Below are 21,771 nucleotides of genomic sequence, written 5' to 3'. Positions count from 1 at the left end.
CGGAGTTAGCCCTGGACGTCGGCTGAGTCGAACTCCACCGAGTAGCCCGCCCACGCATCGGGGTGTTCGCGGAGCACCACGTCCAGCCCGGCGAAGGGCGCGGTGTCGAAGCGCGTGCTCAGCTGGTCGGCGATGTAGCGGGCCACGGCTTCGGTGGTGGAGAGGACACCGGCAAAGTCAGGGTGCTCGTCAAGGTTCTTGTACCGCAGCCCGTCCAGCACCTCGCCGAGCATCGCGGTCGCCTCGCCGATGTCGATCACGACGGCGTGCTGGGTCAGTTCCCGACGCCGCCAGGTCACCTCCACCACCAGTGTGGCGCCGTGCAGTCCCTGGGCTGGGCCAAAGAACGGGTCGGGAAGGCTGTGGGCGATCATCACGTGGTCGCGGACGGTCAGACGGTACATGGGTCTCCTGTGGTCGTGGTGGTTGTGGTGGGACTAATGGGAGTGATGGGGGCGGTGAGTGATGGTGAGGCCGGTGAGCGGTGCGGAGGACTTAGGTGGCCGGTTCGTCGGCGCCAGGGTAGGCAATCACGTGGCACAGCGCGGCCAGAGTGCCGCTGGAAAGGTCCCGCATCACGTTCGGCAGGTCCTCAAACGGCGAGGTGCCGCTGAGGAGCGCATCAAACGCCGGGTCCTTCAACGCGTCCAGGGCGGTGGCGAGCCGATCCTGATGGGTCCGGCGGGCGCGACGCGGGGCGGCGATGGTTCCCACCTGGCTTGCCCTGATGCTCAGCCGACGCGCGTGGAAGTCGGCTCCCAGCGGCACCTCAGGGGAGCGGGTGCCGTACCAGGACATTTCGATCACTTCACCCTCGTCGCCGAGCAGGCCCAGCCCCAGGGACAGGCCGGCCGCTGTGGAGGAGCAGTGGAATACAATGTCGCAGTTGCCGGCCGCGTCGTCGGGATGCACCCAGTCCACGCCCAGCTCCGCTGCGAGCGCGGCGCGGGAGGGATCCGGGTCCACCAGCTGGAGGCGTCCCAGCGGGAACCGGCGCAGCAGCGTCGCGAGTGCGGCGCCGATCATGCCACCGCCGACGACGGCGATCCGGTCGCCCATGCAGGGCCGAGCATCCCACAGGGCGTTGACGGCGGTCTCGACGGCGCCCGCCAGCACGGCGCGCTCGCTGGGGACGTCGTCGGGAATCACCGTCAGAGCGGACACCGGGACCACATAGCGGTCCTGGTGCGGGTAGAGGCAGAACACCCGCTTGCCCACCAGCGAGTCGGGTCCTTCCTCGACGACGCCGACCGAGAGGTACCCATACTTCACCGGGCCTCCGAAGGTGCCCTCCTGGAAGGGGGCCTCCATGAGGGCTGCCACCTCGGGAGGGATGCGGCCGTCGTGGACCAGCGTCTCGGTGCCCCGGCTGATCCCGGAATAGAGGGTGCGAACCAGGGCCTGCTCGGTCTCCCGTTTGGGCAGGGGAGCGGTGCGGAGTTCGCCGTGTCCGGGCCGGGTGGTCCAGTACGACTGGCTGTGCTCGGAGGAGGTGCAAGACATAACTCGATTATGCCCTGCAGCCTGGCGGACGCACCCCAGCTTGTTGCACAGCGCATCAGTAGACTGGGCAGATGATTACTGTCAAGGGAACCATCAGCACGCCCCTCTCACCCGCACGGGCTTTCGCCTTCCTGAAAGAGTTCGAGAACACCAGCGAATGGGATCCGGGCACGCCAGTGGTGGAGAAGCGCTCCATCGGCCCGGTAGCCGTGGGCCACCGGTACCATGCAGAAGCTGAATTCCGGGGCAAGCGCCAGTCCATCGGGTATGAGGTGACCGAACTCCGCGAAGGCCACATCAAGCTGCGCGGCGAAAACAGGACGCTGGTCTCGTTCGACTCGATCGACGTCGTCCCCTCCGGTTCGGGCAGCGATGTCACGTACACGGCCGAGTTCCAGCTCAACGGATTCCGGCGGATTGCCCAGCCTTTCCTGAAGCCGGCTTTCAACACGCTGCGCGACCCGGCGTTGAACGGGCTGCGCGACAAATTGAACTCGCTCGTCTAGTTCCGGCAGGTAGGCCAGTGGCTCAAGTCAGCAGGCGTGCCCTGTTCGATGCGTCAGGCGCCGTCGTGGGATCGATTGGCGTCGGCATCACGCTGCTGGCCCTGAATGACTCCCACAACGTCACCAACCTCGCAGCGGTTGTTGCCGGGCTCACGCTGGTGACCGTAGCGGCGCTCAGCGTGGTGCGCCGCCAACCGTCCTATTCCGGCCCGGCCGACCGCGTCACGCTGTTCCGGGCGGTGCTCGCGGGCGGGTGCGCAACCATCGTGGTGCTGTCGTTGTGGGGGACTGTGCCCACCAGGTCCTGGTGGCTGGTGCTGTTGGCGGCGACCGCTGTGCTGCTGGACGCCGTAGATGGAGCCGTGGCCCGGCGCACCGGCACAGCCACCAAGGCTGGCGCTCGCCTGGACATGGAAACCGACGCAATCCTGTTACTGGTGCTGTCGATCCCGGTAGCACTGACCGTCGGCTGGTGGGCGCTGCTGATCGGTCTGATGAGGTACCTCTATGTCGCGGCGTCCTGGGTCCGCCCTGCGCTCAGAAGCGAACTGGAGTTCAGCAGCTTCCGGCGGGTCGTCGCCGCCACCCAGGGTGTGGTGCTGGTAATCATCCTGGTCCCGGTGACTCCCATCGCGCTCGCGGTCCCGGTGACGGCCGCTTCCCTGCTGTTGCTGGCGGTGTCCTTTGGCCGGGACGTGGTGGCCCTCGAGCGGTCGGCTGCCCGGCACCTTTGAGACACGCTGGCAGTGGACTACTTGGGACTACTCGATAGAGGTTTCCCTCACTCCGAGTGAAAACCGAGTAGTCCGAGGGTTGATCCTGAGAAAGACGGGTATGGACCACTCGTGTAAGAACCCCAAGGAATTCATAGGTTGGATTTGTGAACATCTATACCGAATTAGGGGTTTCAATTATGGTTCAGTCAGTTGATTTCGCCGCGATTCAACCACCACTGGATGTGCCGTCCGCCCATCCGTGCCGCCTGAAAATCCAGATCATTGGAAGCTTGCAAGTCAGGCGTGGTGACGTAGTTCTGGACGCGCGGCAGCTCGGCGGACCTAAGCCTCGGCAGATCCTTGAGTTGTTACTCCTGCAACTCGGACGCCCAGTCTCGAAAGATCGGCTCATCGAGCGACTGTGGGGCGGACATCAGCCGGCTGAAGCATTATCGACCCTTGAAAGCTACGTAAGCGTTCTTCGCCGTCACATCCAGCCAGGCGCTCGGAAAGCTGGGCCCCTGCGCACCGTTACGGGCGGATACGTCATGGATAAAGAACTCGTTGATCTCGACCTTGACCATTTCGCTTCACAGATCAGTGCAGCCCACCGATGCACCGAACCGTCCGCGGCGTACGAATTGCTTTGCAGCGCACTGCTTCTGAATCATTCGCCGCTACTCGGCGACGAACTTCAGCCTACGTGGGCAGATGAGGCACGAGCGGATCATGCCGCGCGAGTTGCTGACGCATTTGTGCTCGCCGCCGAAACCGCGGCATTTCTGGGACGGGCCAATGAATCCGTGTCCTGGGCCAAGCAAGCATTAGCAGCGGATCAGCTTAATGAACGCGCATGGACTGCACTAATCCTCGGGCTGGAGCAGAATTCCCAGTTCGCTGAAGGGCTGCTGTGCTACGAACAGTGCCGTCTGACGTTCGCCCGGGAATTGGGCTGTACTCCAGGGACCGTCCTACTGGATGCCTACGCGCGGCTCCTTCGCGCCACGGCCGCGGGAGAGAATGAGTTGGGACCTCTTCTTTCCGCCTTGCTTGTCCTTCATCGGCAGCTCACCCAGCGTTCAAATCCTGAGGCTTCCGGGATGCTGCATTCCAATTTTTCGGCTCGGAGTGCTCTCCTGGACGCCGCTGACGTGACGGAAGCAACCAAAATCATACATTCGTTCCTTATTCGAGCCGTCCCTGCGGCGTAAAGGTTCAGGAATCAGCCTGGATAGCGTGGATCGTCCACTGCGTAGTATGGCTGGCGCCCGGCTGCAGCACTAGGAGGTCGGTTCCCGAGTTGAACGCATCCGGCGGGCACGTCATCGGTTCGACGGCGAGGCCCCGTCTGCTGTCGGCCGGATCTTTGGGCAGGTCTCCGGTATGGACCTGCACCCACGGGCAGCCGCTACCAAACGAGACCGCTGCGCCGTGCCCTCCCGGACCGGTCAGGGAAACCGTGGCGGCGCCGTCGTCGTAGATGACGCCCGTGAAAGCGTGATCGAGGAACGTGTCGTAGATCCGTCGCGGCGTAAGGAAGTCGAAGTCGCCGGACACGCCAGTCAGAGCGGTGGGGATGAGCCGGTCCTTAGTCACTTCCAGGACGGTGTCGGCGGGAATGGTCAGGGTCCATTCATCCACCAGCCCGTCACCGGCCACCAGATAAGGGTGGGATGCCACACCGTAGGGCGCGGCGTCGGGCCCGGTGTTGGCGGCGGTCACCGTGGTGGTGAGGCCGTCGTCGTCGAGTGTGTACGTGACCTCAAGGGTGAGCCGGAAGGGGTAGCCCTCCTGCGGCACCACTGTCGCGCGAAGCCGGACGGAGGAGTCGCTCTGGTCGGCTGTCTCCCAGTCCTCCCAGGCGAGGAGCCCGTGCAAGGCATGACTACGCTCGGGTTCGGTGAGGCTGAGCTGATGGGTGGCGCCGTCGAACGTGTAGGTACCATCGACCACCCGGTTGGGCCACGGGGCCAGGATTGCGCCGCGGTAGTTGGGGCGGATCTCGTCGGCGTCGTAGGAGCGGATCAGGTCGCGTCCGCCGAACCGCAGTTCACGCAGCGACGCTCCCACACTGGCGACGACGGCGCTGTAGTCACCGTGAGTCAGGTGCAGTTGGCGTCCGGACAGGGGAGTGGGGGCGGCGTGATTCATCATGAACCTTCGGGTAGTTCCAGTTCGTCGTCGACGCTGAGACATTCGGAATCCTGCTTGACCACCGAGACGGCCGTGCCCAGATCAACCAGGATGGTGCTCGACGGCACTTCGTTCGGGTCGAACAGCACTTCTACCGCCGGGTCGCGGCCGTAGGTGGTGGCTCGCCATACCTCTTCCTCTTCCTGGATGATCCAGTCGACGCCGTTCACTGACGCGCAGGCATCCGTGGTCGGACCGGGAACGGCGACGCCGCACCGGAGGACCACCTGCGAGGGGTCGCCCCACGCCGCGGTCGCCTGGCTGTTGGTTTCGCGCAGCTCGTTCTCGGCAACCAGGTCCGGCAGCGACACCATGACCGACGCGCACTCTGGGTTGGCGGCGTCGGCGGCTGCCTCCACCCCAACGATCGGCGAACACGCCGTCAGGCCTAGAGCGACGACGATGAGCGGGGCTAAGAGACGGAAGGCACGCATGGTGCCAGTTTAGTAGTCACAACACCGGCGGCCGATCCTTCTGGTTGCGCCTCCCAGCTTCTTCCCACGGTTGATGGTTAGGATGGGGAGCTGTCTCAGGTCAGGGGAAACCAGACGTGTCAAACTATCTCGAAGAACCCGTCCAGCGGGGCGGCCGCAAGAAGCGCCCGGTACGGATTGTGCTCATCTCCGTGCTCGCTTTGGTGCTGGTAGCAGGCCTCGTTGCCGGCGCGTATTTGTTCAACCTCGCGAACACATACAACACGCAGACCCAGACCATTGAGGAAGTCTTCCCCGAAGGCACGGATCGTCCCACTCGGACTGCAGCATCCGAGGGAGCTCAAACCATTCTCCTCCTCGGCAGTGATGAGAACGGCGGCAGCAGCGAAACCGAGAACCTGCCCGGCGTGCCGAATGCTGGCCGCTCGGACACCATGATGCTGATGCACCTTCCCGCCAACCGCGAGGGTGTGTCCGTCATGTCGATCATGCGGGATACCTGGACTGACATTCCCGGCCACGGCGAGCACAAGATCAACGCGGCCACAGCGCTTGGGGGAGTGCCGCTGCTCGTGCAGACGCTGGAGGGCATGTTCGATGCGCCCATTGATCACGTCGCCATCTTCGATTTTGAGGGGTTCACCGGACTCACTGATGCGTTGGGCGGGGTCACGGTGAACAACGAGATCGCGTTCCAGTCGCGCGGTGCCGACGGCGAATTCTTCGACCAGGACGAGATCAATTTGCAGGGTGAGTCAGCGTTGAAGTTTGTCCGTGAGCGGTATGCGTTTACCGACGGCGATTTTCAGCGGGTGAAGAATCAGCAGCTGTTCATCAAGGCCATCATGGGCAAGTTCCTCACCGCTGAGACTTTGACGAATCCGCTCAAGATCAATGAGATTGTCCATCAGGCATCGCCGTACCTGAGTGTTGACGAGGGTCTGGACGCCACGACCGCCGGCGGATTGGCGCTGTCGTTGCGGAATATCCGTGGTGATGATGTGCAATTCTTCACGTTGCCGAACCTGGGAATCGGCACCTCCGCGGATGGTCAGTCGATTATTCTGAAGGACGACGCCGCAATCGCGGACATTGCCGAAGCGCTGGACAACGACACCCTGGGTGACTATCTCCAGACCGCTGCATCGTAGAATTAGGACCCATGGGATTATTGATGCGCCGTGCTCTCGCCGGTCTAGCCGCGGCCTCGCTCTGTGTCGGAGCGGGTGTTGGGGTCGCGCACGCTACTGAAGAGCCGCCATTGCCGGTCACTCCGACCACCGAGCCGGCTCCACCGCCGGCGCCAGCACCTGCCCCGCAGCCCGCACCTGCACCGGCGCCGGCACCAGCGCCTGCCCCCGCACCGCAGCAGCCCGCGCCCGAACCAGCTCCTGAGGAAGATCCCGCTCCAACTGTCGATCCTGCAACTGGTTTCACTGTCGACCCAGTGACCGGATACCTCATCCACCCGCCCACGGGTTATCTGATTGAACCGGGCACCGGAAATCTCATCGATCCATCGAATTATTTCTATACAAATTTCCGCTGGATTGCGGAGACCGGCGCCGTGGTTGACCTGAACGAGGAGACCGAGGAACCGGAAGAGACACCCGCACCCGAGGAATCCGAGTCGGCTGAGCCTGAAGAGTCCGAGTCGCCTGAACCGACGCCGACGCCCACCCGCTCAGCAACGCCGTCGCCCTCTCCTTCCACAAGCGAGGCGGCCGTTGTCGATGCCAGCGCCGCCTCCGAAGAGACCTCAATTGGCTCCAGCCCGATTACCAGGGGCCTGGTAATCATTGGTCTTGTTGGCCTGGGCGTCCTCTATTACGCGAAGCTTCGAGGCGGGAATACCGCTCGTCCAAAACCGGGTAAATAGTCCGTTTCGCGAGTGACGTTTTGATTACGCTTCGCCTCAATAGCCCCTTACCTCCCATTTAGCCGGAATCTCACCCATACGATGAATCGATCATTCGTATCTGTAGGGGAGACAGTATGACCAGTGTCGAACCGGCGCGTCCAGGCAATCAGGCATCAATTCAACGAAGCGCCAGTCGGCGAACCACCGCCGTTTTCTCGGGCCTCGTCGTCTCAAGCCTGATGATGGGTGTGGGGGTTTCTCCGGTTTCTGCAGCTGACGATTTCGGTCAGGTCACCGGGACGGTGCTTGGTTTGGGGTCGGACGATCAGCTCTGTGTTTATGCGCTTCCCGCTCCTGTTACAAACTCGGAGCCTGGTGTCTCGCCGTCCACCGGGCAGCTGCAACCTATCGTGCCGCCTTCCACCGAAGGACCATGCGCTGATACGCCCCTCGCGGTGGAGTCGCAACTGGTAGTTGACGGTACTTACACCTTTGAAGCGCTTGAACCTGGTGCCTACCGGCTCTACCTTGATGATCCTCGACCTGATGAATCAACGGTTACGGGTGCGTCTCAGTGGGTTCCCGGCAAGGTCCTCAAAACTTCGGCTCAGATAGTGACTGTCGAAGCTGGCGCATCGGTTGTCGCGCCGAGCACCACCGCATTCCCTGCCCGGTATTTTAATGATGTTCCGCCGACGCTGCAGTTCTCCAAGGAGATCTCATGGTTAGCGTCGACTGGCATCAGTACAGGCTGGACTGGGCGCGACGGGACATCAACCTTTCGACCGGTGACACCCATCGCGAGGGACGCGATGGCAGTGTTCATCTATCGACTGGCTGGATCCCCGGAGTACACGCCACCGACAATCTCACCGTTCGCCGATGTGCCGACGGACAACGTGTACTACAAAGAGATCGCCTGGCTAGCTGCCGAAAAAATCAGCACTGGCTGGCCCCAGGATGATGGTTCCCGAATCTTTCGGCCGCTGAGCCCGGTGGCTCGGGACGCTATGGCCGTCTTCCTTTACCGGTTTGCCGATCGGGGGGCGCTTGAGGACACCGCGGCTGCGCCGTTTGAAGACGTACCAACTGACAATGTCTACTTCAAACAGATCTCCTGGCTCGCTTCGACCGGCATCAGTCGAGGTTGGACCTCCGCTGACGGTACGAGCATCTTCAAGCCTTATGCCGCGATCAATCGTGACGCCATGGCCGCCTTCATGAAGCGGTATGCCCTAATGACTAACACGCAGTCGTAAGCGAAGACCATGCCAAAAGACTGCGGAGCAGGGGCATGGTTGCCTGAGGTCTACACTTGATCCTGATCCTGATTGACACAAGGCAACCTGAACACTTTGGGGGTGTACGTTGCGCATTTTATTGCTGACGCATTCTTATGCCCCGGAGCACAGCCCGCCGCAAAGAAGATGGACTCAGTTCATTCGTTCCTTCCGTGCCGCCGGATGGGATGTCGATGTAGTTGCTCCGGTGGCGCATGCGCCTCACGGCCGACGAACTCTGCCCCGCAGTGTCGCAGGAAGGCCATTCCTTTGTTCCTTGGGGGAATATGGCGAACGTATCCGTAGGGTTCCGTTTCTTTGGCATCGCAACACTCGCCTGGGCCGGTTGGGCAACCACTTGTTTTCGGCGGCCTGCACTGTGCCAGCCGCGTTGATGGCCAAGCGGCCCGACGTCGTTGTCGTCACTGTGCCCAGCCTCCCTATCCTTGGGGCCGGCTATGTTGTCTCTCGGATCCTGAAACGACCGCTCGTTGTCGATATGCGGGATGCCTGGCCGGACATTGCCCGGGATGCGCGACTCATTCAGGGCAGCGCGAAAGGCGTTGTGGAGCGCATTATCATGACGATCCAGGACCGAGCCGAACTCGTGGTGACCGTAACCCATGGATTCGCTCGGACGTTGCGTGAGCGTGGCCTGAAGAACGTCGCCACTGTGAGCAACGGAGTTGACCTGCACACCCTGGACAAACTTCCGCCACGTCCGATCAAATCGGACCGGCTTGAAGTGCTCTACCTCGGAAACCATGGTGAGAGCCAGCGCCTGGATGTACCGATCAGGGCCGCTGCGCTGGTGGGCAAGCAGATGCGACTCACCATGGTGGGCAACGGAGTGCAGCGGTCCGACCTGATGCATCTGGCAGAGGAACTGGACGCCCCCGTCGACTTCCACCCACCCGTTCATGGTCCCGAAGTGATGGGGTTTTACGATCGATCCGATAGCTGCATCGTGTCGTTGCGGGACGACTGGAAATCCTTTGAGACCACCATTCCTTCCAAAACCTACGAGGTTTTGTCGCTGGGACGTCATATCACCGGCATCGTGCTGGGCGAGGCGAGGAAGATTCTCGAGGACGCAGAATCAGGTCATGTCGTCCGATCCTCGCCCGAAGAACTCGCTGGAATGTGGAAGGCGCTTCAGGCCGATCGATCGCTGCTTCAGGTGAACGGTGCCGGGCGTGCCTGGGTGGAAAACAACGCAGATGTAGAGGCTTTAGGGCAGAGCTATATCGACCTGTTGGCTGAGGTTGCCGGCGGTCCTCACCGGTGAAGCCACTAGCGGTATTGCGCAATGCTCGGTTGTTGGGTGCCACAGCAATCCGTCATCTGGGAGAGGACCCCTTCCTGCTTTTCTTGCAGGTCTCGCGGAGACTGCCCAGCGGTGTCGTTGATCGTGCGGCGGGATTGGCCTCGGTCGTCGGTCGTGGCCCCTTGGTGCAGGCCGTAACGTCCTACCTCCAAGGGGACAGGGCGCGCACCGAGCAGGTGCTCACAGCGGTGCTTGAGGCCGGTGAGCCACCGTCCCGGCCCGCGTTGCTGGCTGAGGTAGCCTTGGCAGCTGGATACACCGCCTTGGCAGACAAGTTCATTACTCTGGCACAGGTTCCTGGTGCCCGGGATGTTAGCCGAACAGTCGCCCGACGGCGTTGGTACGACGGCGACATGAGCGGTGCCATTGAATCGCTTCAGGCTGCTGACCGATTCAGCGCCGCGGAGCGTCTAGCCTCCGAGCGCAGGGTTTTTGAAGGGTGGACGCCCACGCTCACCCCGGTGAATGGGTATGCTCCCCTTCCACGCACCGTGCTGCATGTGCTGACCAACTCCTTGCCCCATACCGGTAGCGGCTACGCTCAACGGTCGCATTCAATCCTTATGGCTCAGCGTGATGCACGCTGGTCCGTACACGCTGCCACACGGGTCGGCTACCCGGTACAGGTGGGCAAATTGTTCGCCGCAGACGTCGATGTCATCGATGGTGTCGTCTACCACCGATTGCTTCCTGGCCGACTTGCGAAGGGTTTTGATGCCAGGATTCAGCAGCAGGCGGAACAACTGCTGGCGCTGGCGTTACGGGTTCGACCCGCGGTGTTACACACCACAACTCACTTCATCAACGGGTTGGTGGTCCGCGAAGTTGCGCGGGTTCTCGGCATTCCCTGGGTCTACGAGGTGCGGGGCCAGCTTGCTGACACCTGGGCGTCGAGCCGGCCGGATGCGGCAAAGCAGAGCGAGCGCTATAAGCTTTTCAACGAAAGTGAAGCGCAGGTTATGCAGAGTGCCAGCCTGGTGGTGACGTTGGGTGAGGCTATGAAGCAGGACATCGTGGGCAAGGGAGTAGACCCGAGTAAGCTTCTGCTGTGCCCTAACGCGGTGGGCGACGAGTACCTCGACGAGCCGATGGGTTCAAAGAGTGCGCGTCAGTTGCTCGGACTGCACAACGACGGCGTGTACATCGGTACGGTCAGCAGCATTGTTGACTACGAGGGACTCGATGATCTATTGCGGGCGTTCGCTGTACTGGTGGTGGACCACCCTGGTTTGCGGTGCCTGATCGTGGGGGATGGGGTGGCTCTGCCGTCCCTGAAGAATTTAGCTGAGCAACTTGGCGTGAGCGCCCTCGTGACGTTTACCGGCCGTGTGCCACGCGAGAAGGCCCGGTTACATCATCAAGCCATCGACATATTTGTTGTGCCGCGGAAGGACCTGGAAGTGACCCGAGCGGTAACACCGTTGAAGCCAGTCGAGGCGATGGCGTGTGCGCGGACGGTGGTGGCGAGCGATCTACCCGCACTTCGCGAGATAGTCTCAGCTGACACCGGCGTACTGACCGTAGCCGGTGATGTCGAGTCGCTGGCGGCCGGTATTCGTGGGCTCATCGCCAATGGTCAATCGCTGACAAGTGACGCGGTAGAACTGGGAGTAGTTGGCCGTTGCCAGGTTCTGGCACACCGGACATGGTCCCAGAATTCATCCACTTTGATTCAGTCGTACATAGGGCTGGAGCGTGCTGCATAATGGCCGTCCCCAACGAAAATGTGGGCGCCGTACCGACCTCGGTAGACTTAAGAACCCTAATAAGAGTTGGGGTTAGGCCACCGTTCCTCGATTATCTTGTTGCACTATGGGACTATCGTCACTTCGTCTTCTTTGACGCTAAAGCGAGTGTTCAGTCAGGAAATAGTCGTGACCGTTTGGGTAGTATCTGGCTAATTCTTAATCCAGTGCTGAATGGATTGACCTTTTACCTTATCTTTGGTGTCTTACTTCAGGCCAGTCGCGGCGTCGAAAACTTTATCGGATATCTGATCATCGGGGTCTTCCTCTTCCAGATGAGCAGTCGATCTATTTCGAACGGCGCGCGAGCGATTCAGTCCAATTTGAAGGTAGTGCAAGCCTTTAACTTCCCACGGGCAACTTTATTGCTCTCAGTCAATATTCGTGAGCTACTAGCAAGCGTCCCGGTGATCATCACCATGCTGGTCCTGATCTTGTTAATCGAGCCTGCTGAGGAAATTACCTGGCTATGGTTCCTCGTGGTGCCCGCAATCCTCCTCCAGACGGTCTTCAATCTCGGAATCGGTTTGATTCTCGCCCGCGTAGTTTCGAAGGTGAATGACGTCGCCAACGTCATAAGCTTTGCGATGCGAATCTGGATGTATGCCTCGTGCGTGATGTTCCCTTTAACCCTGTTCGATCCATATCCAACAGTTCAGGCAGCAATCGAACTTAACCCCCTATACCAGGTTCTGACAATCGTGCGACAGTCGGTCTTATATGGCGAAGTGCCGCCATGGGAATCTTGGGCAGTCCTTGCGACGTGGTCGCTCGGAGCCCTGGCCATTGGAATGATCTATTTCTGGTTCGCGGAGGAGACTTACGGCCGTGACGAGTGAAATTGAGTTCGTCTCTGAACCCCCTGCGGTCGTCGTTGACAATGTCAGCATGGCCTACCGTGTGCCGACCACCAACGGTTCTGCAGGCACCGGTTTGGTCCGTTCCCTCCGCCGCTCGATTGGCAGCGGACCGACCGTTGACGTTCACGCACTGAAGAACATTTCCCTTGTTGTTGGCCGCGGTGATTCGGTCGGTATTATCGGTCGCAATGGGTCAGGCAAGAGCACATTGATGAAGCTCATCAACGGCAGGGTTCCTCCCACTTCAGGGGCAATCTATGCCTCATCCCGCCCAACGTTGCTCGGTGTTAGTGCTGCGTTGGTGCCAGATATTTCCGGCGAGCAGAACATCATACTTGGGTGTCTCGCCATGGGCATGTCAAGGAAGGACATTTCCACCAAATACACAAGCATCGTGGAGCTATCCGGCCTGGAAAACTCGATCCACCTCCCGATGCGGACCTATTCATCGGGAATGGGTTCGCGCCTCCAATTCGCAATAGCGACCGCGGTTGACCCAGAGATCCTCCTCATCGATGAAGCACTAAACACGGGGGACGATCAGTTCAAAGGCCGCACCAAGCAGAGAATGGATGAACTTTTAGGCAAAGCGGGCTGCGTTTTCCTCGTCAGTCATAGCGTCGGCACCATTAAGGAAATGTGCAGCCGGGTTATCTGGATGGACGAAGGGGAGTTGGTGATGGATGGGAGCCCCGCTGAGGTCATCAAGTGGTACACCACCTTCATCAAGCATTTGACGGGTAGGGACCGGGTGGCGGCGATGAAGACTAAACGCCGGATGATGAATGATCTCGTTGTTCCCCGGCTGATGGCAAGGGAGACCGGTCGGAGGAGTACCGAGTGATCCCGATCGACATTCACCGGATCAGGACCGGGTTGTGGCATTTCCGGCATGGGGGGGTTTCAGCTGTCGCGACCTGGCAGCGCAGAGATCGTATTGATAGCGGCTTCGGATCAATTACCGACGCACGGGGTGCAGAAGGTACATGGGTTGGGCGCCGTAGGGCGAAAAGACTCGTCTTTTCCGATGCGCTGGCTGCTGAACGAACCTCGGAACCGCGACGTGCGGTGAAAGCCGCGGTCATTCTGGATGAATTTTCGACCATGGCGTTTGCTTTCGAGTGGGAATTGGTGGTCCTCACTCCCGAGAATTGGGAGAAGGTAGTCGCGGCGGGGGACATCGATCTTTTGTTCGTAGAATCCGCGTGGAATGGAAACTCAGGATCGTGGAAATACCAGTTGACGGGTTCTACTGGCCCTTCGCAGACCGTCCGGGCCTTGGTCACCAGATTCGAGGAACATGAGATCCCAACCGTGTTCTGGAACAAGGAGGATCCGCCGCACTACGATGACTTTCTACCTGTAGCAAGAGTCTTTCGCCATGTATTCACCAGCGACTCGAACATGGTGGAGCGGTACAGGACGGACCTCGGTCACGACCGTGTCGCGTCGTTGGCCTTTGCCGCCCAACCGGCCATACACAACCCCGTGCGGCCACAGCACGGTTGGCATAAGAGGGACATTGCCTTCGCCGGGATGTACTTCAGGCATAAATTTCCTGAACGACGTGAGCAGATGGATTTACTGCTGGGCGCAGCGGCAGACGTGTCATCGACGATGGGGACTGGCCTGGAGATTTTCTCACGAAAACTCGGTGATCGTGAAGAGTATCAATTTCCCCCCCAGTTAATGGCCTATGTTGTCGGGTCATTGACCTACCAGCAGATGCTTACTGCCTACAAGGCTTACAAGGTGTTCCTCAACGTCAACTCGGTGACGGAGTCACCGAGCATGTGTGCCCGCCGGGTCTTTGAGATCACGGCTTCCGGTACTCCGGTGGTCTCGACACGAAGTGCTGCTTTAGAACGATATTTTCCTTCAACCGCAGTGCCCATCGTTGACACGACAGAGCAAGCGACGACCCTTCTTTCAGCGTTGGTTCGGCAACCGTCGCTAGGCGCGCGTCAGGTTCATCTAGCCCAGCGGGCTATTTGGCGGGCACACACCTACGCTCACAGGGCAGAGCAGATTCTTCGAGTGGCGGTCCCGTCAATGTCTCAACCAGTTGTACTACCGACAGTGAGCGTGTTGGTCTCGACCATCCGTCCACATCAACTGGAGCATGTATTTCGAACGGTCGGCGCCCAACTTGAGGTACGCCCCGAACTGGTGCTTTTGACGCACGGATTCACCCCAGATGCTGCGCGGCTTGAGCGCCTCCGGGATCGCTACGGGATTGAATCCCTAACCGTTCTCACTGCTCCGATTACTCAGAGTTTGGGTGAGTGCCTGAATGACTGCGTCGCTGCGTCGTCCGGCGCAGTATTGACGAAGATGGATGATGACGATTTCTATGGGCCACACTATCTTCTGGATCAGCTTGGTGCTCTGAACTACTCTGGGGCGCAGGTTGTCGGGAAACAAGCCCATTACATGTACCTGCAATCGCACGACGCTACCGTTCTCCGCTTCGCTCACAAGGAGCACAGGTTCACCGGGATGATCATGGGACCAACCATCCTTGCTTCGCGGAGCGTTTTTGACGATTTCCCTTTTGAACAACGGAGCATCGGAGAAGATACCGCCTTCTTAGGAGCCGTGACGGCCGCGTCAGGCAAACTCTATTCGTCCGACCGTTTCAACTATTATCAACAACGCAACGAGTCCGGCCACACTTGGCAAATATCCGACTATGAAATCATGGCATCCTCAGACATTGTTTTTTACGGAAAGCCTGATCACCATGTATCGATCTAAGGGGAGCGCATGAACACCATCAAAAGGGTCGCAGTAATTGGGCTAGGATACATCGGGCTTCCTACCGCAGCTATTCTCGCAACGAATGGGCTGGAAGTCGTCGGCGTAGACATCAAACAGGATAATGTTGATGCGATTAACCGTGGCGAAGTTCCGTTTGTCGAGCCGGACCTCAACATTCATGTAGCGGGCGCCGTCAGCGTTGGTAGTCTGTCGGCCACCACTATCACGCCAGAGGCCGACGCTTTCATCCTTGCGGTTCCCACTCCTTTTAATGCCGACAAGACCGCTGATCTTAGCTATATCGAGTCCGCGGCACGAGGTATCGCACCCCAGCTAAAGGGAGGAGAGCTCATTATCCTGGAATCGACTTCCCCTCCTGGTACTACCCAGCATCTTGCTGATTATCTTGTCGGTTTACGGCCAGATCTGAGCCTCAATGGGGCTGATGAGAAGCCTATCCTCCACGTTGCCCACTGCCCGGAACGTGTTCTGCCCGGACGGGTCATGATCGAACTGGTCACTAATGACCGAATTGTCGGTGGTATCACCGGTGAAGCAACTGAGCTTGCCCGGCAGCTTTACAACGTCTTCTGCCAGGGGGATATCCACCTCACTGATGCGGCAACGGCGGAGATGGCAAAGCTCGTTGAAAATGCATACCGCGATGTGAACATTGCTTTTGCAAACGAACTCTCGGTGATCAGCGACAAGGTGGGCATTGACGTTTGGGAACTAATAGAACTGGCTAACCATCACCCCAGGGTGAACATCTTGCAGCCCGGCCCCGGCGTCGGCGGCCACTGCATCGCCGTTGATCCGTGGTTCATCGTTTCAGCCGCGCCCAATGAGTCGAGGCTGATTCGCCAGGCACGTGAAACAAACGACTCCAAGCCGGCCTGGGTCATTGACCAGGTCAAGGCTGCACTCAATAACGCTGGCAGCGATGCGAAGGTCGCCGCACTTGGACTTGCGTTCAAGGCTAATATCGACGATCTGCGCGAATCTCCAGCTGTCGAAATCGTTAGGCAACTCAGTCAGGATTTGGCAGAGTGTTCGGTTCTCGTTGCTGAGCCACACGTCTCGGTCCTTCCCAGAACACTCCATCCTCTTCCCAATGTCGAACTTATGGGAACTGCGGACGCCGTACAAAGGGCTGACGTTGTGCTGTTGCTCGTCGATCACGACGAATTCAAGGAGTTAGACAGGTCAACGCTCGAAGGCAAGGCAGTGGTCGACACGCGCGGTATTTGGCGTTGAGTAACCTATCTCGTCAGTCCTTGCCGTGCGGCAAGGGATGCCGGACATCTGGAGAGTGCTATGCAATTTGACGATGAAAGACGCACCAAATCACCCCTGCTCGCGGCGCAGCGGTCCAAGTACTTGGCAGACATCGACACATTTATCGACGAACTCGAGGGCTTACAGCGCAGCCACAAGCGGGATACCGACACCATTCGGACTCTTAGAACTCAACTCCTTGAAGCACAGCGAAGCACTTCCGAACTCTCGACGACGGCAGAGGAACTTTCCAAGGAGAACAGGGTGCTTCGCTCCGCGCTTTCGGCTCTGCGCAAGTCCTCAAGGCTTAAAGTCGGAACAGCGTTGACCAGTCCCGCGCGGGCCCTTTCAAAACTTAAGACCCCGGTCCTCAGCCTTATCAGCAGAGAGCATGCTGTACCGTCGATGGTCACGAAACCGGTAGTCCGGCTGCCCACCCCGATTGAACGGGCGGAAGAATTGCGCGGTCTTGTGAATATAACGCCGTCAAAAGGAAATATTTACAACCTTATTGCCCACTTGTACTTTGTACTTGGAGCTATTGACGAGCCGGCCGCTCTCATCGCAAACAACCAGCAGGTCTTGACTGATCTGACTCCCAAGGAACGTCAGTTGCTAGACGCTGTGCAGGGTCTCAACAGGCTTAGGAAGCGCCCGATAGTCCTTTCCCCGCCGCAGGGCAGCCCGGGGTATCAGCCCGAACGCGGACGACTGATGTACTGCGCACATAGTGTTTCGCCTTACAATTCCAACGGATATTCAACTCGGACAGCTGGCCTCGTCAAAGGAATGGCGGCGGCCGGAGCCGACATCATCATCGCGGCTAGGCCCGGGTACCCATGGGATGTCAAGACCGACAAAGCTCCATCCTCCAACGCTAGCTATATCGAATCCATTGCTGGTGTGTCGCATTTTTTCAGCTACGGACCTACCTGGACGCAGAGCCCGCTCGATCATTACATCCAGCATGCTGCGGATAGCTACGTTCAGATTGCAATCCGGAACCGTGTCGAACGCATCCACGCGGCATCGAATCACGTCACGGCCCTTCCTGCCCTTATCGCGGCTCGGCGGCTCGGCCTTCCATTTACCTATGAGGTGCGCGGACTATGGGAGATCACCGAAGCATCCACCAAGGCACATTGGGACGTTTCTGATCGGTTCGCATCGTCGAAAGACATGGAAACGTTCGTCGCGTTCAACTCCGACTCAGTCTTTGCGATCACTCCACAGGTGAGGGACGAGCTTGTTAATCGAGGTATTCCGCTCGAGAAGATCTCAATTCTTCCGAACGCCGTCGACACGGATGAGTTCAGTGACATGCCTCCGGACGCTGCTACCCGCACCAGGTTGGGTTTAGAGGACGATATTCCAGTAGTTGGCTACGCCGGCAGCCTGGTTCACTACGAAGGCCTCAACACCCTTCTTGACGCGTTCAAGATCCTCGTGCAAAAGGACATCCGCGTCCGAATAGTGATTGTCGGGGACGGACCAGCTCTCTCTGGACTCAAACTCCAAGCTCAGCAACTTGGTATCGCGGAGCTCGTTCACTTCACCGGCAGGGTAGCCGCCGAGGAGATTCCGTCGTTCGTCAGCCTGTTCGACATCATGCCATGCCCGCGGTTGCCCTTGCCCGTCACTGAGATGGTGTCCCCACTGAAACCGTTGGAAGGAATGGCGGCGTGTCGAGCGGTGGTCTTATCTGATCTCGCGCCAATGCGGGATCTAGCGGGTGCGGACGGTGAGCGTGCACGGCTGTTCCCACCCGGCGACCCAGATGCACTGGCGAACGTCATTGAGGACCTCCTGGAAAATCCGGAACTCAAACGAGAAATGAGCCGTCGCGCACGCCTTTGGGTAGTTGGTGAAAGAACCTGGAACCGGGTAGCTGAGGCTGCCTGGAGTTCTAGCGCGATATCCAATGTAGAAGCACTATCGGCTTCCCACACCCTCTCCGACCTCACCCTCGGCATTATCGCCGACGAGTTCACCATCTCTGGTTTGCGTCCGGAGATCGGGCTGGTCGAGGTTCATCCCGACCGTTGGAAAGCCGAACTTGATACGAGACCTATTGATGCAATGTTCGTGGAATCCGCTTGGGACGGTAATGGAGGCGCTTGGCGGGGAAAGGTCGGCTATTACGACGACGACTCGTTCGCTGATTTGCTAGCGCTCCTTGACTACTGCCGCGAGAACTCAATCCCGACTATTTTCTGGAACAAAGAGGACCCGGTTCACTTCAACCGCTTCCAGCAGACCTCGACGCACTTCGACCACGTCTTCACAAGTGACGACGGATCAATTCCAAGTTATCTTCAGTTGAACAGTTCCACGGTGAGAACTGTCGCATCATTACCTTTCTATGCTCAGCCCCAACTTCATAACCCTCTTCCTGGGACGAAACCCTACTCCCACACGGTGAGCTACGCAGGCTCGTACTACGGCGACCGTTATGAGAAACGGTCCGACCAACTCCACGGGCTGTTGGCTGCGGCACTTCGATCAGGGCTCACCATCTATGACCGCCAGCACCTCAACCCGGACAGTCCGTACAGGTTCCCGCCAGACCTCGCACCCTTTGTCAGCGGTGGACTTACTTACGCCGAGATGCTCGAAGCGTACAAGGCACACCCGGTCCATGTGAATGTGAACTCAGTCGAGGATTCGAACACCATGTTCTCGCGAAGGGTTTTCGAAGTTGCCGCATGCGGGGGAGCGGTGATCAGCGGTCCAGGCAAAGGTATTGACAGCACTTTTGGAAACATCGTCCCCATTGTCAAGGATGAATCCAGTGCCCAGGCTCTCATTACGTACTGGATGGAAAATGAAGACGCGCGCAACGACGACGCGTGGCTCGCAATGCGTGCTGTCCTACGGAGCCATACCGCGGCCCACCGACTTGCGTACGCTCTGAGAACAGCCGGACTGCTTGTGAAAGCGCCAGCCCTTGAAAAGTATGCGCTTCGCGTTCCGGAGATTACTCCTGAGATCATCTCGCAGCTCGAGGCCCAAAGTGTCCGTCCGGCTCTGCTATTGACCCAGAATATGGTCGTTTCCTTCGAACCGGAGGATGGAATCCATAGTGAAGTGATGAATACGACGAGCTACCGGGCCTTGATCGATCGCGGAGTTACGCTTATCGGAGATGTCCCTAGCTCACCGATTGACCGAACCTATTATGAAGATCTGCTTTCATCGAGGAAGTACCTCACCTGGGATTCAGCGAGGATAGAGTCCAAGTACATTGGCGAAAGTGGTAGTGGGCTAGTCCGCCTGCTGCCTGGCGGGTCTACTGACGCGGCCGACCTGGAAGCTCTGGAAGCTACGGGGGCGGGGACATCGCTGGTCCTCAGTAGGCGAATTGCCACGTCCTCAAGGAAATCTGTAGAAAGCGTCACACAAGCGGCACGCCGGATACTTATCGCAGGTCATGATCTGAAGTTTGCTGCCGGCCTAATCTCACACCTCAGGGAGACAAATCATCATGTTGAGATCGATTTGTGGGGAGGCCATTCGCAACACGATGAGGGCATTAGCCGCGCCAAGTTAGCGGACGCCGACGTCATCTTCTGCGAATGGACGTTGGGAAACGCCGTATGGTTTGCCAATAATAAGCGCCCGGATCAGAGGCTCGTGTGCAGGCTGCATCTGCAAGAGCTGTCCACCCCTTACCTGCGGCAACTCAATGTCAGCAACGTCGACCAGTTCGTATTCGTAGGCCAACATATTGCAAGCATCGCCCATCGGGACTTCAATATCCCAGCCGCAAAATCGAGGGTTATTCCAAATTACGTCAATGTACAGGCCCTGTCCCGCGGGAAAACTGATGATGCCAATTGGAACCTTGGTTTCGTCGGAATCGTCCCTCAGCGTAAGGGACTCGATCGGGCGCTGGATGTGTTGCAGGGACTACGCCTGATCGATGATCGGTACCACCTTTACATCAAGGGGAAACGTCCCGAAGACTTTCCTTGGATGGCTGATCGTCCGGAGGAATTGGCTTACTACCTCGAGCAGTACAGCCGTATAGAACGGGAACCGCTTCTCTCGGGCGCGGTGACATTTGACGCGCAAGGAGACGATATGGCTGAGTGGTACAGGAAGATCGGAACCGTCATTTCAACTAGTGATTTCGAGTCGTTCCATCTCACGCTGGCTGATGGCGCTGCATCTGGAGCACTTCCTACCACACTCGCGTGGTCGGGCGCCGATCAAATCTACCCGGTGTCGTGGATCTTTCCGTCAGTTGAGTCCATGACGCACCATATTGCTGCGATGGCGGACGACAAGTCGACTCGGACGAGAATGGTTGATGCCGCAAAGGGCTTCGTCGAAGAACGCTTCGATCAGCCGGTTGTCTTGCCAGCTCTACTCAAAGCAATTTTGGAAGATTCTTAGATATAGTGATTAAACAATACTCCGGAGAAAAGTAGATGAAGGTATTCTTTACTTTTAGTGATGCTGCAAAGTACAGTCGAAAGGGAAGTTTTTTTATTTCGTATAGAAATGTTCTATTTCCTTTCTGGTGGAACCTTACAGGATCGCAGGATTGGACCCTTTTCACCCCAGGGCGCTTTGACAGGGCTAAGCCTGTTCCGGCATTTCAGAGATCTTCCTATGCAGAATCCATGGACCACAATGTAGTCTCCATGTTCGATCCGATGCTTTTCATGAATCGTGATATCAATCTGGGTTGGTATGTTGGAAACCGGTCTCATCACTACGCCGAGTGGCTTTCTATTCTGGTCGAACGGATGGTCACGCAGATAAAGATAGATTCCGCCCGTATCGTCATTTATGCTTCGTCGGGAGGAGGTATTCCAGCGATAAAGATTGGAACTCGGAACCCAGGGGTCAAAATCTACTGTTCTAATATTCAGGTCGATGTTCGGGCTTATTACAAGAAAACCTTCAACAAAATGATTGAAGTTGCATATCCTGGAATGAGTGAGCGAGATGTGTCCGAGAAGTTCTCATCCCATCTCACTTGCATCGACTGGGATGGCGACTTCTCATTAACCTATGCTCAGAATCTTTACGACGATTTCCATTTGCAGAATCATTTCGTACCCTATCGGAATGAGTATATGGGAACGGGGGGGCGGCGAAAAGTTCAATTCCTCGTATATGAGGACGAGGAGAGTGGGCACGGAGTGCTTGAGCGAGCCGTTGAGTTGGAGATAATCCGGGTTATGCACTCCGGTGGCGAAGTGGCCGATATATTGCCCTCGGGAAGGCTCATCGGAGCCTCCGAGACGATCTGATCGTTTCCAAAAAGGTTCACCGCGTTCCATCATGAAGGCGTTAT

At 58.4% G+C, this 21,771-nt stretch carries 19 protein-coding genes; 14 read left to right on the top strand and 5 right to left on the bottom strand.

Going from position 1 to position 21,771, the window contains the following annotated elements; all coding sequences use genetic code 11:
- Nucleotides 1-5: 5 nt before the first annotated feature.
- Together ACX80Z_RS00135 and ACX80Z_RS00130 are read right to left on the bottom strand one after the other, a co-directional pair.
- Nucleotides 6-404, bottom strand: coding sequence for a 6-pyruvoyl trahydropterin synthase family protein (locus tag ACX80Z_RS00135; RefSeq protein WP_116779068.1), 399 nt, complete (start codon nt 402-404; stop codon nt 6-8).
- 91 nt (nt 405-495) lie between these two features.
- Complete coding sequence (locus ACX80Z_RS00130) at nt 496-1,503, bottom strand: zinc-dependent alcohol dehydrogenase (RefSeq protein WP_459314519.1); 1,008 nt, start codon at nt 1,501-1,503, stop codon at nt 496-498.
- Nucleotides 1,504-1,574: 71 nt separating this feature from the next.
- Between ACX80Z_RS00130 and ACX80Z_RS00125 the strand changes: the two genes are divergently transcribed.
- The 3 genes from ACX80Z_RS00125 (at nt 1,575) to ACX80Z_RS00115 (ending at nt 3,936) form a co-directional block, all read left to right on the top strand.
- A complete protein-coding gene (locus ACX80Z_RS00125; RefSeq protein WP_459314518.1) occupies nt 1,575-2,009 on the top strand; it encodes an SRPBCC family protein in 435 nt (144 codons plus the stop codon).
- A 17-nt stretch (nt 2,010-2,026) separates the two neighbouring features.
- Nucleotides 2,027-2,743 (top strand): CDP-alcohol phosphatidyltransferase family protein, encoded by a 717-nt coding sequence (locus tag ACX80Z_RS00120; protein WP_459314517.1) that lies wholly within the window; start codon nt 2,027-2,029, stop codon nt 2,741-2,743.
- Between the two features lie 146 nt (nt 2,744-2,889).
- Nucleotides 2,890-3,936 (top strand): AfsR/SARP family transcriptional regulator, encoded by a 1,047-nt coding sequence (locus tag ACX80Z_RS00115; RefSeq protein ID WP_116779064.1) that lies wholly within the window; start codon nt 2,890-2,892, stop codon nt 3,934-3,936.
- A gap of 4 nt (nt 3,937-3,940) precedes the next feature.
- Here the strand turns inward: ACX80Z_RS00115 and ACX80Z_RS00110 are convergent, their stop codons facing one another.
- Together ACX80Z_RS00110 and ACX80Z_RS00105 are read right to left on the bottom strand one after the other, a co-directional pair.
- A complete protein-coding gene (locus tag ACX80Z_RS00110; protein ID WP_459314882.1) occupies nt 3,941-4,876 on the bottom strand; it encodes an aldose 1-epimerase family protein in 936 nt (311 codons plus the stop codon).
- Entirely contained in the window at nt 4,876-5,352 is a 477-nt protein-coding gene (locus ACX80Z_RS00105; RefSeq protein ID WP_459314516.1) for a DUF3515 family protein, read from the bottom strand. The genes ACX80Z_RS00110 and ACX80Z_RS00105 overlap by 1 nt, the downstream gene beginning before the upstream one ends.
- 116 nt (nt 5,353-5,468) lie before the next feature.
- Between ACX80Z_RS00105 and ACX80Z_RS00100 the strand changes: the two genes are divergently transcribed.
- Nucleotides 5,469-6,503: an LCP family protein gene (locus ACX80Z_RS00100; RefSeq protein WP_459314515.1), complete on the top strand. Its 1,035-nt coding sequence runs from the start codon at nt 5,469-5,471 to the stop codon at nt 6,501-6,503.
- 117 nt (nt 6,504-6,620) lie between these two features.
- Here the strand turns inward: ACX80Z_RS00100 and ACX80Z_RS00095 are convergent, their stop codons facing one another.
- Nucleotides 6,621-6,779, bottom strand: a complete 159-nt coding sequence (locus ACX80Z_RS00095; RefSeq protein WP_207771349.1) for a hypothetical protein — start codon at nt 6,777-6,779, stop codon at nt 6,621-6,623.
- 20 nt (nt 6,780-6,799) lie between these two features.
- Between ACX80Z_RS00095 and ACX80Z_RS00090 the strand changes: the two genes are divergently transcribed.
- The 10 genes from ACX80Z_RS00090 (at nt 6,800) to ACX80Z_RS00045 (ending at nt 21,727) form a co-directional block, all read left to right on the top strand.
- Entirely contained in the window at nt 6,800-7,231 is a 432-nt protein-coding gene (locus tag ACX80Z_RS00090; RefSeq protein WP_165802640.1) for a hypothetical protein, read from the top strand.
- Nucleotides 7,232-7,347: 116 nt separating this feature from the next.
- Complete coding sequence (locus tag ACX80Z_RS00085; RefSeq protein ID WP_116779060.1) at nt 7,348-8,472, top strand: S-layer homology domain-containing protein; 1,125 nt, start codon at nt 7,348-7,350, stop codon at nt 8,470-8,472.
- A gap of 109 nt (nt 8,473-8,581) precedes the next feature.
- Nucleotides 8,582-9,781, top strand: coding sequence for a glycosyltransferase family 4 protein (locus ACX80Z_RS00080; RefSeq protein ID WP_459314514.1), 1,200 nt, complete (start codon nt 8,582-8,584; stop codon nt 9,779-9,781).
- A 32-nt stretch (nt 9,782-9,813) separates the two neighbouring features.
- Entirely contained in the window at nt 9,814-11,526 is a 1,713-nt protein-coding gene (locus ACX80Z_RS00075) for a glycosyltransferase family 4 protein (protein ID WP_459314513.1), read from the top strand.
- Nucleotides 11,526-12,404 (top strand): ABC transporter permease, encoded by an 879-nt coding sequence (locus ACX80Z_RS00070; RefSeq protein ID WP_459314512.1) that lies wholly within the window; start codon nt 11,526-11,528, stop codon nt 12,402-12,404. The genes ACX80Z_RS00075 and ACX80Z_RS00070 overlap by 1 nt, the downstream gene beginning before the upstream one ends.
- A complete protein-coding gene (locus ACX80Z_RS00065) occupies nt 12,394-13,269 on the top strand; it encodes an ABC transporter ATP-binding protein (protein WP_459314511.1) in 876 nt (291 codons plus the stop codon). Before ACX80Z_RS00070 ends, ACX80Z_RS00065 begins: the two co-directional genes overlap by 11 nt.
- Nucleotides 13,266-15,182 carry a glycosyltransferase family protein gene (locus tag ACX80Z_RS00060; RefSeq protein ID WP_459314510.1) on the top strand — a complete coding sequence of 639 codons (1,917 nt, stop codon included), beginning with the start codon at nt 13,266-13,268 and terminating at the stop codon, nt 15,180-15,182. The genes ACX80Z_RS00065 and ACX80Z_RS00060 overlap by 4 nt, the downstream gene beginning before the upstream one ends.
- A 9-nt stretch (nt 15,183-15,191) precedes the next feature.
- Complete coding sequence (gene wecC / locus ACX80Z_RS00055; RefSeq protein ID WP_459314509.1) at nt 15,192-16,442, top strand: UDP-N-acetyl-D-mannosamine dehydrogenase; 1,251 nt, start codon at nt 15,192-15,194, stop codon at nt 16,440-16,442.
- Between the two features lie 60 nt (nt 16,443-16,502).
- Nucleotides 16,503-20,861 (top strand): glycosyltransferase, encoded by a 4,359-nt coding sequence (locus ACX80Z_RS00050; RefSeq protein WP_459314508.1) that lies wholly within the window; start codon nt 16,503-16,505, stop codon nt 20,859-20,861.
- A gap of 35 nt (nt 20,862-20,896) precedes the next feature.
- Entirely contained in the window at nt 20,897-21,727 is an 831-nt protein-coding gene (locus ACX80Z_RS00045; protein WP_459314506.1) for a hypothetical protein, read from the top strand.
- Nucleotides 21,728-21,771: the final 44 nt, after the last annotated feature.

The sequence above is a fragment of the Arthrobacter sp. TMT4-20 genome, from assembly GCF_054510775.1.
The sequence above is the reverse complement of the archived record's forward strand: the minus strand, read 5'-3'. Positions and strand labels throughout refer to the sequence as shown.